Source organism: Streptacidiphilus rugosus AM-16 (assembly GCF_000744655.1).
GTDB classification, from domain to species: Bacteria; Actinomycetota; Actinomycetes; order Streptomycetales; family Streptomycetaceae; genus Streptacidiphilus; species Streptacidiphilus rugosus.
Genome location: NZ_JQMJ01000004.1, coordinates 4,440,437 through 4,453,849, shown reverse-complemented (window position 1 = coordinate 4,453,849; position 13,413 = coordinate 4,440,437). Strand labels below are relative to the sequence as shown.

At 72.4% G+C, this 13,413-nt stretch carries 12 protein-coding genes; 11 read left to right on the top strand and 1 reads right to left on the bottom strand.

All coding sequences use genetic code 11. The features are described 5' to 3' along the window. Positions 1–114: 114 nt before the first annotated feature. Positions 115–729, top strand: a complete 615-nt coding sequence (gene rpsD, locus BS83_RS29365) for a 30S ribosomal protein S4 (protein WP_037606475.1) — start codon at positions 115–117, stop codon at positions 727–729. On the opposite strand, the gene BS83_RS29360 is transcribed toward rpsD, so the two are convergent. Continuing rightward, positions 717–2,882, bottom strand: a complete 2,166-nt coding sequence (locus BS83_RS29360; RefSeq protein WP_037606474.1) for an ATP-binding protein — start codon at positions 2,880–2,882, stop codon at positions 717–719. The two genes, rpsD and BS83_RS29360, sit on opposite strands and share 13 nt — an antisense overlap. A 205-nt stretch (positions 2,883–3,087) precedes the next feature. Between BS83_RS29360 and BS83_RS29355 the strand changes: the two genes are divergently transcribed. From BS83_RS29355 to aroQ, 10 genes are all read left to right on the top strand, one after another. Then, complete coding sequence (locus tag BS83_RS29355) at positions 3,088–3,573, top strand: DUF948 domain-containing protein (RefSeq protein WP_037606473.1); 486 nt, start codon at positions 3,088–3,090, stop codon at positions 3,571–3,573. 4 nt (positions 3,574–3,577) lie between these two features. After that, positions 3,578–4,003 carry a DUF6167 family protein gene (locus tag BS83_RS42320; RefSeq protein WP_051944271.1) on the top strand — a complete coding sequence of 142 codons (426 nt, stop codon included), beginning with the start codon at positions 3,578–3,580 and terminating at the stop codon, positions 4,001–4,003. Further along, positions 4,003–6,675, top strand: a complete 2,673-nt coding sequence (gene alaS, locus BS83_RS29345) for an alanine--tRNA ligase (RefSeq protein WP_037606472.1) — start codon at positions 4,003–4,005, stop codon at positions 6,673–6,675. Before BS83_RS42320 ends, alaS begins: the two co-directional genes overlap by 1 nt. Positions 6,676–6,694: 19 nt before the next feature. Next, the gene (ruvX, locus tag BS83_RS29340) at positions 6,695–7,162 is read left to right on the top strand and encodes a Holliday junction resolvase RuvX (RefSeq protein ID WP_037610097.1); all 468 of its coding nucleotides are present in this window, start codon (positions 6,695–6,697) and stop codon (positions 7,160–7,162) included. 187 nt (positions 7,163–7,349) lie between these two features. Continuing rightward, complete coding sequence (gene mltG, locus BS83_RS29335; RefSeq protein ID WP_051944269.1) at positions 7,350–8,993, top strand: endolytic transglycosylase MltG; 1,644 nt, start codon at positions 7,350–7,352, stop codon at positions 8,991–8,993. Next, the gene (locus tag BS83_RS29330; RefSeq protein WP_198035325.1) at positions 8,990–9,832 is read left to right on the top strand and encodes a shikimate dehydrogenase; all 843 of its coding nucleotides are present in this window, start codon (positions 8,990–8,992) and stop codon (positions 9,830–9,832) included. Before mltG ends, BS83_RS29330 begins: the two co-directional genes overlap by 4 nt. A gap of 307 nt (positions 9,833–10,139) precedes the next feature. Then, positions 10,140–11,324, top strand: coding sequence for a chorismate synthase (gene aroC / locus BS83_RS29325; RefSeq protein WP_157597362.1), 1,185 nt, complete (start codon positions 10,140–10,142; stop codon positions 11,322–11,324). Then, complete coding sequence (locus tag BS83_RS29320) at positions 11,321–11,836, top strand: shikimate kinase (protein ID WP_037606470.1); 516 nt, start codon at positions 11,321–11,323, stop codon at positions 11,834–11,836. The genes aroC and BS83_RS29320 overlap by 4 nt, the downstream gene beginning before the upstream one ends. Further along, entirely contained in the window at positions 11,833–12,960 is a 1,128-nt protein-coding gene (aroB, locus tag BS83_RS29315) for a 3-dehydroquinate synthase (protein ID WP_051944267.1), read from the top strand. Before BS83_RS29320 ends, aroB begins: the two co-directional genes overlap by 4 nt. Next, positions 12,957–13,403, top strand: a complete 447-nt coding sequence (gene aroQ / locus BS83_RS29310; protein ID WP_037606469.1) for a type II 3-dehydroquinate dehydratase — start codon at positions 12,957–12,959, stop codon at positions 13,401–13,403. Before aroB ends, aroQ begins: the two co-directional genes overlap by 4 nt. Positions 13,404–13,413: the final 10 nt, after the last annotated feature.

Genomic DNA, 13,413 nt, shown 5'->3' with positions numbered 1-13,413 from the left:
CCACTCGTGTGCTGCACATTGTGCCCGGTCCTGGGAGCGGCTCTCCCTGGACCGCGAGAAGCGACCTCCTTCAACAGCGGTGAGCCTGTTACACACCGAAAGAGGTATTGGTTCATGGCGAACCAGAAGCGCCCCAAGGTCAAGATTGCCCGTGCGCTGGGCATTCCGCTGACCCCGAAGTCCGTCAAGTACTTCGAGGCCCGCCCGTACCCCCCGGGGCAGCACGGCCGTGGCCGCAAGCAGAACTCGGACTACAAGGTCCGTCTGGTCGAGAAGCAGCGTCTGCGCGCCCAGTACGACCTGTCCGAGACCCAGCTCTCCCGCGCGTTCGACCGTGCCCGCAAGGTTGAGGGCAAGACCGGTGAGGCGCTGGTCGCTCTGCTGGAGACCCGTCTCGACGCCCTGGTCCTGCGTTCGGGCATCGCCCGCACCATCTACCAGGCCCGCCAGATGGTCGTCCACGGCCACATCGAGGTCAACGGCGCCAAGGTCAACCGCCCGTCGTACCAGATGAAGCCCGGCTTCGTCGTCACGGTCCGCGAGCGTTCCAAGGAGAAGACCCCGTTCGTCGTCGCCCGTGAGGGTGGCAACGCGGGTGAGGGTCAGACCGCGAAGTACCTCGAGGTCAACCTGAAGGCCCTGGCCTTCCGTCTGGACCGTCTGCCCCAGCGGCGTGAGGTTCCGGTCATCTGCGACGAGCAGCTCGTCGTCGAGTACTACTCGCGCTGACCCGCGAGCGGTCCTCGCAGCGCCCCCACGGCCACTCGGTCGTGGGGGCGCTGTGCTGTCCCGCCCGCCTCGCCGCGCGGTCCGACGTCCAGCACCCGGGAGACGACGCGGTCCAGGTCGAGCCGCGCACCCCGGCGGAACGATTCAGCAGCGTCGGCCTCGGACAGTCCTGCGCGGATCCGCCGCGAGCACTCCTCGTGGGCGAAGTTGAAATTGCGCGAGCCGAAGAGCGGGACGCCCACCGCGGCCCAGACCGAGTGCGCCGCACCCTGCAGCAGCGCCGCCTCCCGCAGGTCGCCCGCCTGCCCGCCGGAGCCGGGCTCCGCGGCCAGCAGCGCCAGCACCTCGAGGCCGAGCGCCAGGCCCAGCAGGTCGCGGAAGGCGTGGTGCAGCCGCACCGACTCGCGGGCATGGGCCCGCGCCCGCTCGGGCTCGCCGACCGTCCACGCCGAGTAGGCGCAGGCGAAGAGGCCGTAGGCGTAGGCCCACTGCTCGCCGTGGCGTCGGCACTCCTCCAGCACCTTGCCCATCCAGACCGCGCCGGTCGCCGAGTCGCCGCGGAAGGTGTGCGCCAGGCCGAGCTCGAACATCCCCATCAGCACGTTGCTGTTGAGTTCGCCGAGCTGGTCGTAGTGCCACAGCGCCTCGTCGAACAGCTCCACGGCGCGGTCCAGCTCGTCCGCGATCAGCGCCGCGCAGCCCTGGCGGTGCACCGCGTAGGCCAGCGCGCGGTCGTCGCCGCTCTCCAGCGCCTGGCGCCGGCACTCCTCCAGGGCCGGCAGCGCGTGCACCGGATCCCCCTGCAGCGTCGCCATGTAGCCGGTGACCCAGAGGGCCTTCGCCCGCGCCTCGGTCGGCTCGGGGGCGAGCGCCAGCGCCCGGTCCAGCCACATCCGGCCCTCGCCGAGATGGCCGCAGCCGACCCAGAAGTACCAGAGCGTGCCCGCCAGCAGTAGCCCCAGCTGCTCCTCGCCCGGCTCGGTCACGCAGTACTCCAGGGCGGCCCGCAGATTGCTGTGGGCGCGCTCGCTGCGGACCCTGGTCTCCAGCTGGCGCGGGCTGAACCACTCCAGCTCGCCCCAGGTGGCCAGGCCGAGGAACCAGTCCCGGTGGCGGCGCCGCAGCAGCGGCTCCGCGGCGGACTCGTGCAGCCACTGCGCGCCGTACTCGCGCAGCGTGTCCAGCATCCGGTAGCGCACCGCGTCGCCTTCGCCCTCCTCGCGCAGCACCACCGACTTGGCGACCAACTCGGACAGGACGTCCAGCACCTCCTCCGCCGGCAGGCCCTCGCCCGCGCAGACGTACTCCGCCGCCTCCAGGTCGAAGGCGCCGACGAAGACCGAGAGCCGCGCCCACAGCAGCCGTTCCGCCGGGGTGCAGAGCTCGTGGCTCCAGCCGATGGCGGTGCGCAGCGTCTGATGCCTGGGCAGGGCCGTGCGCGCGCCGCCGGTCAGCACCCGGAACCGGTCGTCGAGGCGTTCGGCGATCTGCTCCACGGAGAGCACCCGCAGCCGCCCGGCGGCCAGTTCCAGCGCCAGCGGGATGCCGTCCAGACGACGGCACAGCGCCCCGACCTGCTCCGCGTTCTCCCTGGTCAGCCGGAAGCCCGGCACGGCAGCGGCCGCGCGCTGCGCGAACAGGGTCACCGCGTCCGGGCGCGGGCCCTCCACCGGCAGCGGCGCCAGCTGCAGCAGGTGCTCGCCGGCGACCTCCAACGGCTGGCGGCTGCTGGCCAGCACCCGCAGGCCCGGCGACGCGCCCAGCAGCAGGGCCAGCATCGGGGCGACCCGGTCGACCAGGTGCTCGCAGCCGTCCAGCACCAGCAGCAGCTCGCGGCGGGCGAGGAACTCCCGCACGACCTCGTGCACCGGACGCGCCGTGCCGTCCGTCAGCCGCAGCGCCTCGGCGACGGCGTAGAGCAGGCCGGGCTCGCTGACCTCGGCGCAGTCCACGACCCAGACGCCGTCGGCGAAGCGGTCCGCGGCTCCGGCGGCGGCGCGCAGCGCCAGCCGCGACTTGCCCACGCCGCCGGGACCGACCACGGTGACCAGCCGCGATGCGCGCAGCAGCCGCTGGGCGGCGGCGAGTTCGACCCGACGGCCGACGAATCCGGTGATCTCGGCGGGCAGGTTGCCGGACGTGCCTGTGTGCACAGGTCCTCCTTCGGAGGAGAGCGTCGTTCCCCTGGATGGCCCAACGACGTACCAATCGGTAGGTTACGTTCCCCTTCGGGGTCCGGCGAGGAATCCGGAGGCACTCTGTACGCGCGGCCCGGCACGGTGGTAATGCGGTCGGGATCGGCCCCGCGGCGCGATAGGGTTTCGCAGACGGACCAGCATGTTGCGAGGGAGCGCCAAGGTGTCGGGTGGAGAGGTCGCGGGCCTCGTCGTCGCCGTGTTCTGGGCGGTGCTGGTCACCCTCCTCGCCGTGGTGCTGCTGCGCCTGGCCAGAGCGCTGCGCCAGGCGACCGAGCTGGTCGAGGCCGTGACGGACCGGACCGTGCCGCTGCTGGACGAGGCCGCCGAGACCCTGCGCGCCGCCAACGACCAGCTGCTGCGCGTCGACGCGATCACCGCCGACGTCCAGGACGCCGCCGCCAACGCACACGCGCTCTCCTCCACGATGGCCGCGACGCTGGGCGGTCCGCTGGTCAAGCTCTCCGCCTTCAGCTACGGCGTCCGTAGCGCGGTCGCCAAACAACGCGCGGCCGGGCGTCCCGAGCGGTACGTTCCGCATCAGACCGAACGTGAGCTGATCGAGCGCATGGTGAAGGCCGAGGTGCGCCGGGCGACGGTGCGCCGCAACGGACTGCTGCGCCTGGTGGGCCTGGGAAGGAAGGGCTGAGCCGATGCGCCGGATCTTCTGGATGGCGGTGGGCGCCGGCGCCACCGTCTGGACCATCAACAAGGCCAACCGCATGGCCCGCTCGCTGACCCCGGGAAGCCTGGCCGAGGGCGCGGCGCTCGGCTCGCTGGAGATCGGCCGCGCGGCCCGCAGCTTCAGGGACGAGGTACGCGCCGGCATGCTCCAGCGCGAACTGGAGCTCAACCGTCAACTCGGCCTGGACGGCAGTGTTCTGGCTGCCCCCGGCCACCCCGAGGCGCCGGTGCTGCGCGCGGCCCCGCTGCGGGCCGCCCTGCCGCGAGCGCGCGAGGACGCGCCCGACCTGGCGCGTCCCACCACCCCGGCTCTGCAGAACCGCACCACCCCCGTCGGCGACACCGTCGCCGGCGAGACCGTCACCAGCAAGCTCGACCGGAATGAGGACCTGTAATGGAGTCGGCTGAGATCCGCCGCCGCTGGCTGCGCTTCTTCGAGGAGCGCGGCCACACCGTCGTCCCCTCGGCGTCGCTCATCGCGGACGACCCGACCCTGCTGCTGGTCCCGGCCGGCATGGTGCCCTTCAAGCCCTACTTCCTGGGCGAGGTCAAGCCGCCGTTCCCGACCGCGACCAGCGTGCAGAAGTGCGTCCGCACCCCGGACATCGAGGAGGTCGGCAAGACCACCCGCCACGGCACCTTCTTCCAGATGTGCGGCAACTTCTCCTTCGGCGACTACTTCAAGGAAGGGGCCATCAAGTACGCCTGGGAGCTGCTGACCACGTCGGTGGCCGAGGGCGGCTACGGTCTGGACCCCGAGCGCCTGTGGATCACCGTCTACCTGGACGACGACGAGGCCGAGCGGATCTGGCGCGACGTCGTCGGCGTCCCGCAGGAGCGGATCCAGCGGCTGGGCAAGAAGGACAACTTCTGGTCCATGGGCGTCCCCGGCCCCTGCGGCCCGTGCTCGGAGATCAACTACGACCGCGGCCCCGAGTTCGGCGTCGAGGGCGGCCCGGCCGTCAACGACGAGCGCTACGTGGAGATCTGGAACCTGGTCTTCATGCAGTTCGAGCGCGGCGCGGGCGACGGCAAGGAGGACTTCCCGATCCTGGGCGACCTCCCCGCCAAGAACATCGACACCGGGCTCGGCCTGGAGCGCCTGGCGATGATCCTCCAGGGCGTCCGGAACATGTACGAGACCGACACCCTGCGCGTCGTCATCGACAAGGCCACCGAGCTGACCGGCGTCCGCTACGGGGCCCAGCACGACTCCGACGTCTCGCTGCGCGTGGTCGCCGACCACATGCGCACCTCCGCGATGCTCGTCGGCGACGGCGTGACCCCCGGCAACGAGGGCCGCGGCTACGTGCTGCGCCGCATCATGCGCCGCGCCATCCGCAACATGCGGCTGCTGGGCGCCACCGGGCCGGTCGTCGAGCAGCTGCTCGACGTCGTGCTGACCACGATGGGCGAGCAGTACCCGGAGCTGCTGACCGACCGCAAGCGCATCGAGACGGTCGCGCTCGCCGAGGAGGCCGCCTTCCTCAAGACGCTGCGGGCCGGCACCAACATCCTGGACACCGCCATCACCGAGACCCGCTCCGCGGGCGGCAAGGTGCTCTCCGGCGACAACGCCTTCCAACTGCACGACACCTACGGCTTCCCGATCGACCTCACCCTGGAGATCGCCGCCGAGCAGGGTCTGGCCGTGGACGAGGACGGCTTCCGCCGCCTGATGAAGGAGCAGCGGGACCGGGCCAAGGCCGACGCCAAGGCCAAGAAGACCGGCCACGCCGACGTCCAGGCCTACCGCTCGATCGCCGACACCTCCGGCGAGACCGAGTTCACCGGCTACACCCGTAACGAGAGCGAGGCCAGCGTCGTCGGCCTGCTCGTCGACGGCCTCTCCTCGCCGGTCGCCTCCGAGGGCGACGACGTCGAGCTGGTGCTGGACCGCACCCCGTTCTACGCCGAGGGCGGCGGCCAGCTCGCCGACCACGGCCGGATCCGCACCGACTCCGGCGCGGTCGTGGAGATCCACGACGTGCAGAAGCCGGTCCCGGGCGTGGTCGTGCACAAGGGCGTCGTCCAGGTCGGCGAGGTCACGGTCGGCGCCTCCGTGCAGGCCGTCATCGACGTGCGCCGTCGCCGGGCCATCGCCCGCGCCCACAGCGCCACCCACCTGACCCACCAGGCGCTGCGCGACGCCCTCGGCCCGACCGCCGCCCAGGCCGGCTCGGAGAACTCGCCCGGCCGCTTCCGCTTCGACTTCGGCTCGCCCACCGCCGTCCCCGGCACCGTGCTGACCGACGTCGAGCAGAAGATCAACGAGGTGCTCAGCCGCGAGCTGGACGTCACCGCCGAGATCATGGGCATCGACGAGGCGAAGAAGGCCGGCGCCATCGCCGAGTTCGGCGAGAAGTACGGCGAGAAGGTCCGCGTCGTCACCATCGGCGACTTCTCCAAGGAGCTCTGCGGCGGCACGCACGTGCAGAACACCGCCCAGCTGGGCCTGGTGAAGCTGCTCGGCGAGTCCTCCATCGGCTCCGGCGTGCGCCGCGTCGAGGCGCTGGTCGGCGTGGACGCCTACAGCTTCCTGGCCCGCGAGCACACCGTGGTGGCCCAGCTGACCGAGCTGGTCAAGGGCCGCCCGGAGGAGCTGCCGGAGAAGATCTCCGGCATGCTCGCCAAGCTCAAGGAGGCCGAGAAGGAGATCGAGCGCTTCCGCGCCGAGAAGGTGCTGCAGGCGGCCGCCGGTCTGGCCGAGGGCGCCGAGGACGTGCGCGGCACGGCGCTGGTCACCGGCCAGGTCCCTGACGGCACCGGCGCCGACGACCTGCGCAAGCTGGTCCTCGACGTCCGCAACCGCATCGGCCAGGGCGGCCGCGCCGCCGTCGTCGCGCTGTTCACCGTGGCCAACGGCCGCCCGCTGACCGTGATCGCCACCAACGAGGCCGCGCGCGAGCGCGGCGTCAAGGCCGGCGAGCTGGTCCGTGCGGCCGCCAAGACCCTCGGCGGCGGCGGTGGCGGCAAGGACGACGTGGCCCAGGGCGGCGGCCAGGACCCGACCGCCGTCGGCCAGGCCGTCGAGGCCGTGCGCGCGCTCGTCGCCGAGAAGGTCTGAGGCCGGAGCGGTGACGGAGATGCGCCGAGGACGCCGGATCGCCGTGGACGTCGGTGACGCCCGGATCGGGGTCGCCAGCTGCGACCCCGACGGGATGCTGGCCACCCCGGTGGAGACGGTCCCGGCCGGCGCCAAGTCGATCGGCAGGCTGGCCGCGATCGTGGCCGAGTACGAGCCGATCGAGGTCGTGGTGGGGCTCCCGCGTTCCATGAGCGGACGCGAGGGCCCGGCCGCGGTCAAGGTCCGTGAGTACGCGGGCCGGCTGGCGGCGCGGATCGCGCCGGTGCCGGTGCGGCTGGTCGACGAGCGGATGACGACGGTCAGCGCGGCGGCCGGCATGCGTGCGGCCGGGGTGAAGTCCAAGCAGGGCCGTTCCCGGATCGACCAGGCCGCGGCCGTGGTCATCCTGCAGAGCGCGCTGGAGACCGAGAAGACGAGCGGACGTCCGCCGGGCGAGACTGTCGAACCCGCGGCGGAGTCGCTGTAGGCTGACGGCCTGCAATGGGGGTCCACCTTCGGGTGGACCCCTTTCGTCACTCTGGGCTACCGTCGTCGGTGCTCTGCGTGGCGCGAACGTGCCCAAAGGCTCCGGTCGGAGTCTGTCGGGTAACGTTCCGTCCACGGCGGGCCCATGGGTACGCCGGTTCGATTCGCCGTGGAATCCGAGGGGATGCATGACCGACCAGGGCCGGGGCTACGGCTCCGAACCGTGGGGCCAAGCCGGCCCCTACGGAGAACAGGGCGGCTACCCGCCGCAGCAGCCGTATCCGTACGGCCAGCCGCAGCAGCCCCAGCAGTCCTACCCGCAGCAGCCCTACGGGCAACCGCAGCAACCGCAGCAGCCCTACCCGCAGCAGCCGTACCCCTACGGCCAGCCGCAACAGCCCCAACAGCAGCCGCGGCCCCAGCAGCCGCAGCAGCCGGGCTGGCCACAGGACCCGTACGGGACCGGCCAGCAGCCGGTCTACCGGCCGCAGCCCCCGCAGCCTCCGCAGCGGCAGAGCCCCCCGCCGTCCGGTCCCGGCCCCGACGGCATCGACTGGGTCGCCGAGGCCGCCCGCCTGGAGGCCGAGGCCCGCGGTGAGGCGCCCCCCGCCCAGGAGACGCAGCCGCACCGTGAGCGCGGCGACGAGGACGTCTACTTCGAGGAGCAGGAGGACGGCGAGGAGTACGTGCCGTTCCTGTCCGACGAGGACGAAAGCCGCAGCGGCCGCCGCAAGGACAAGGAGAAGGGCCGGACCGAGCGCAAGCGCAGCGGCATGGCCTGCCTGACCCTGTCCGTGGTCCTGGTCGCGGCCCTGGCCGGCGGTGGCTACTACGGCTACAAGTTCTACGAGAACCACTGGGGTCCGCCGCCGGACTACGCCGGCGACGGCACCACGGACGTGCAGGTGCAGATCCCGGACGGCGCGACCGGCACCGACATCGCCACCACGCTGGTCGCGTCCAGCGTGGTGGAGAGCACGAAGGCCTTCGTCAACGCCTACAACGGCAGCAAGGCCGCCTCGGGCATCCAGCCCGGCTACTACACCATGAAGCTGCACATGTCGGCCGCCTCCGCGCTGCAGTCGCTGATCTCCCAGCAGGGCGGCGCGGCGATCACCATCCCCGAGGGCAAGACCTCGAAGCAGATCTACGCGCTGATCGACGGCAAGCTGGGCCTCAAGGCGGGCGCCACCGCGCAGGTCGCCCAGGCCGACGTCGCGCAGCTCGGGCTGCCCGCCTACGCCAACGGCAAGGTCGAGGGCTTCCTCTGGCCGACCAAGTACCCGCTGTCCAAGGACACCAAGCCGATCGACCTGCTCAAGGCGATGGTCACCAACGCCAAGTCGAAGATCGACTCGCTGCAGCTGCAGGCGGGCGCGAGCGGCGTCAAGCTCGCCAACGCCTACCAGGTGCTGACCGAGGCCAGCATCCTGCAGGCCGAGGGCAACAACACCGCCGACTTCGGCAAGATCGCCCGGGTGCTCTACAACCGGCTCAACACCAACGTCACCTTCGGGCGCCTCGAGGTCGACACCACGCTGCAGTACTACCTGGGCAGCAAGACCTTCACCAACGCGCAGAAGGCCAGCACGGCCGGCGGCTACAACACCTACGTCGTCAAGGGCCTGCCGCCGTCCCCGATCAGCAACCCCGGCGAGCAGGCGATCCAGGCGGTGCTGAACCCGACGCCTGGCAACTGGGCGTTCTTCGTCGCGGTCGACACCAACGACACCCGCTTCTCGGCGACCTGGAGCGCGTTCCTGGACGACGTCCAGGTGTACTGCGCCAAGCACGGCCAGAACGTCAACCGGACGACGGGACAGTGCCAGTGACCGTGAGACGGGCCGCGGTGCTCGGTTCGCCGATCGCGCACTCGCTCTCGCCCACCCTGCACCGCGCCGCGTTCGCGGCGCTGGGGCTGGGCGAGAGCTGGCGCTACGACCGCTTCGAGGTGGACGAGGCGGGGCTGCCGGGCTTCCTGGCCGCGCTGGACGTCCAGGGCCAGGGCTGGGCGGGCCTGTCCCTGACGATGCCGTTGAAGCGGGCGGTCATCCCGCTGCTGGACGAGGTCTCGGCGGTCGCTCTCGGCGTCGACGCGGTCAACACGGTCGTCTTCCACGAGGACGGTCGCCGCACCGGGGACAACACGGACGTGCCCGGCCTGGTCGCGGCGCTGCGCGAGCGGGGCGTCGAGCGGGTCGGCAGCGCGGCGGTCCTCGGCGCGGGCGCCACGGCGTCCTCGGCGCTGGCGGCGCTGGCGCGGGTCTGCGACGGCCCGGTGGCGGCGTTCGTCCGCGGCCCCGAGCGGGCCGCGCAGATGCGCGCGCTGGGCGAGCGCCTGGGCGTCGACGTGGTCCCCGAGGAGTGGGACCGTGCGGCGGAGGCGTTCGGCGCGGAGCTCGTCATCTCCACGACCCCGGTCGGCGCGACGGACTTCCTCGCGGACGCGGTCCCCGACGAGCCGGGCGCGCTCTTCGACGTCCTCTACCACCCGTGGCCGACGGCGCTGGCCGCGGCCTGGCAGAAGCGCGACGGCGTGGTCCTCGGCGGCCTGGACCTCCTGGTCCACCAGGCGGTCCTCCAGTCCCGCGCCTTCACCGGCCTCCCCGACGCGGACGTGGTCGCGGCGATGCGCACCGCGGGCGAGGCGGCACTTTCGCACTCCGGGTGAGTTGCAGTCCCGTGAGGGGAGCGGGGCTCTGCTTGATCAACTGCGTGCGCGAGAAACCACCCGCTGCGGACGGCCCTGCGCGCCCCGGACCATCCGCACGTCGGAGGGGGTACCTCCCGGCCGAAGGCTGGGGGATTGTCGCGCCCACGCGGCGGAGCCGCACAGCAGCAGAGCCCCGCGCCCCCGGGGCAGTGCAACTGAGCCCAGCTGGGCAGGTGGCTCACTCACTGGACGGATTCTGCTCTGCACACTCTGTCGTGGCAGGATCTTTCCAGAGGCACGACACGGGAGCTGAAGGAGCACACCCTTGGGAACGCTGCGCTGGCTGACGGCAGGAGAGTCGCACGGCCCTGCACTCGTCGCGACGCTGGAGGGTCTGCCCGCGGGGGTGCCCGTCACCACCGGGATGGTCGCCGACGCGCTCGCCCGCCGGCGCCTCGGCTACGGCCGTGGCGCGCGGATGAAGTTCGAGCAGGACGTGGTCACGTTCCTCGGCGGGGTGCGGCACGGGCTGACGATGGGCTCGCCCGTGGCGATCATGGTCGGCAACACCGAGTGGCCCAAGTGGGAGCAGGTCATGTCGGCCGATCCGGTCGACCCGGAGATCCTGGCCGGGCTCGCCCGCAACGAGCCGCTGACCCGGCCGCGTCCCGGCCACGCCGACCTGGCCGGCATGCAGAAGTACTCGCTGGACGAGGCCCGCCCGATCCTGGAGCGCGCCAGCGCCCGCGAGACCGCGGCGCGCGTCGCCCTCGGCACGGTCGCCCGCTCCTACCTCAAGGAGACCTGCGGGATCGAGCTCGTCTCCCACGTCGTGGAGCTCGGCGCGGCCAAGGCCCCGGCCGGGGTCGTGCCGGTGCCGGCGGACGAGGCGCGGTTGGACGAGGACTCGGTGCGCTGCCTGGACGCGGACGCGTCCAAGCGGATGGTCGCCGAGATCGACCAGGCCCACAAGGACGGCGACACCCTCGGCGGTGTCGTCGAGGTGCTGGCCTACGGTGTGCCCGTCGGCCTCGGCTCGCACGTGCACTGGGACCGCCGGCTGGACGCGCGGCTCGCCGCCGCGCTGATGGGCATCCAGGCGATCAAGGGCGTCGAGGTCGGCGACGGCTTCGAGTTGGCGAGGATTCCCGGCTCGCAGGCCCACGACGAGATCGTGCCGACCCCCGAGGGCGTGCGCCGCACCTCCGGGCGTTCCGGCGGGACCGAGGGCGGCCTCTCCACCGGCGAGCTGCTGCGGGTCCGCGCCGCGATGAAGCCGATCGCGACCGTGCCGCGCGCCCTGGCCACCATCGACACCCGCACCGGCGAGGTCGCCAAGGCGCACCACCAGCGTTCCGACGTGTGCGCGGTGCCGGCGGCCGGGATCGTCGCCGAGGCGATGGTCGCGCTGGTGCTGGCCGACGCGGTGGCGGAGAAGTTCGGCGGCGACAACGTCGCCGAGACCCGCCGCAACGTGCAGGGCTACCTCGACCACCTGGTCGTGAAGTGACCGGACCGCTGGTGGTCCTGATCGGACCGCCCGGCGCGGGCAAGAGCTCCGTCGGGCAGCTGCTGGCCGAGCGGCTCGGTGTCGGCTTCCGCGACACCGACGCCGACATCGTGGCGACGGCCGGCAAACCGATCGCCGACATCTTCGTCGACGAGGGAGAGCCGCACTTCCGCGGGCTGGAGGCGGCCGCCGTCAGGGCGGCCGTCGCCGGGCACACCGGCGTGCTCGCCCTCGGCGGCGGCGCCGTCATGCGCGAGGAGACCGAGGCGCTGCTGACCGGCCTGCCGGTGGTCTTCCTCGACGTCGCCCTCGCAGACGCGGTGAAGCGGGTCGGTCTGGACGCGCCGCGCCCGCTGCTGATCGGCAACCCGCGCGCCCGCTGGCGCGAACTGATGGAACAGCGCCGCCCGGTCTACACGCGCGTGGCGCGGGCCGTGGTGAGCACGGCCGACTCGACGCCCGACCAGGTGGCCGACGCGGTCATGGACGCACTGGAGCTGAGCAAGGCATGAGCGATCGTCAGACTGCGGACTCCTCGGGCGCTCCGCGCCCGGACCTCACCCGGATCCGGGTGGGCGCCAGCGGCGGCAGCGACCCGTACGACGTCCTGATCGGGCGCCAGCTGCTGGGCGAGCTGCCCGGGCTGATCGGCAACGCCGCGCAGCGCGTCGCCGTGATCCACCCGGAGGCGCTGGCCGCGACCGGCGAGGCGATCCGCGACGACCTGGCCGCGCAGGGCTACGAGGCCATCGCGCTGCAGGTGCCCAACGCGGAGGAGGCCAAGAGCGCCGAGGTCGCCGCCTACTGCTGGTCCGTGCTGGGCCAGACCGGCTTCACCCGCACCGACGTGATCGTCGGCATCGGCGGCGGCGCGACGACCGACCTGGCCGGCTTCGTCGCCGCGACCTGGCTGCGGGGGGTGCGCTGGGTCTCCATGCCGACCACACTGCTGGGCATGGTCGACGCGGCGGTGGGCGGCAAGACCGGCATCAACATCGCCGAGGGCAAGAACCTGGTCGGCGCCTTCCACCCGCCGGTCGGTGTGCTGGCGGACCTGGACACGCTGGAGACGGTGCCGCGGCACGACTACGTCAGCGGTCTGGCGGAGGTCATCAAGACCGGCTTCATCGCCGACCCGGTCATCCTCGACCTGGTCGAGGCCGATCCCGAGGGGGCGAAGACGCCCGCGGGACCGCACACGGCCGAGCTGATCGAGCGCTCGATCAAGGTCAAGGCCGAGGTCGTCTCCGGCGACCTGCGCGAGTCCGGCCTGCGCGAGATCCTCAACTACGGCCACACGCTCGCCCACGCGATCGAGCGCAACGAGCGCTACAAGTGGCGTCACGGCGCTGCCGTCAGCGTCGGCATGGTCTTCGCCGCGGAGCTGGGCCGGCTGGCCGGCCGCCTGGACGACGAGACGGCCGACCGTCACAAGGCGGTCCTCGCCTCGGTCGGCCTGCCGCTGACCTACCGTGCCGACGCCTGGCCCAAGCTGCTGGAGGCGATGAAGCTCGACAAGAAGTCGCGCGCCGACCGGCTGCGGTTCATCGTCCTGGACGGTCTCGGCAAGCCCACCGTGCTGGAGGCTCCCGACCCGACGCTCCTGGTCGCGGCCTACGCCGAGGTGGGCGTGTGAGCGGCCGTGGGCCCCAGCGGGTGCTGGTGCTGAACGGGCCGAACCTGGGCCGGCTCGGCTCGCGCGAGCCCGACGTCTACGGCTCCACCTCCTACGCCGGGCTGGTGGAGCGGTGCACCAAGCTGGGCGCGGAGCTCGGCTTCGCGGTCGAGGTGCGCGAGACCAACGACGAGGGCGAGATGATCCGCTGGCTGCACGAGGCGGCCGACGGAAAGCTGCCCGTGGTCATCAACCCGGGCGCGTTCACGCACTATTCCTACGGCATGCGGGACGCCGCCTCGCAGCGGACCGCCCCGCTGATCGAGGTGCACATCTCCAATCCGCACGCGCGCGAGGAGTTCCGGCACACCTCGGTGATCTCGGCGGTGGCCAGCGGGACGATCGCCGGCTTCGGCATCGGCTCCTACGAGCTCGCCCTGCGGGCGCTCGCGGAGCAGCGGTAACGGACCCGGT

Coding starts and splice junctions, on each gene's coding strand:
- alaS (WP_037606472.1), top strand. CDS start 4,003: ATGGAGTCGGCTGAGATCCGCCGCCGCTGGCTGCGCTTCTTCGAGGAG.
- ruvX (WP_037610097.1), top strand. CDS start 6,695: ATGCGCCGAGGACGCCGGATCGCCGTGGACGTCGGTGACGCCCGGATC.
- mltG (WP_051944269.1), top strand. CDS start 7,350: ATGACCGACCAGGGCCGGGGCTACGGCTCCGAACCGTGGGGCCAAGCC.
- BS83_RS42320 (WP_051944271.1), top strand. CDS start 3,578: ATGCGCCGGATCTTCTGGATGGCGGTGGGCGCCGGCGCCACCGTCTGG.
- aroB (WP_051944267.1), top strand. CDS start 11,833: ATGAGCGATCGTCAGACTGCGGACTCCTCGGGCGCTCCGCGCCCGGAC.
- rpsD (WP_037606475.1), top strand. CDS start 115: ATGGCGAACCAGAAGCGCCCCAAGGTCAAGATTGCCCGTGCGCTGGGC.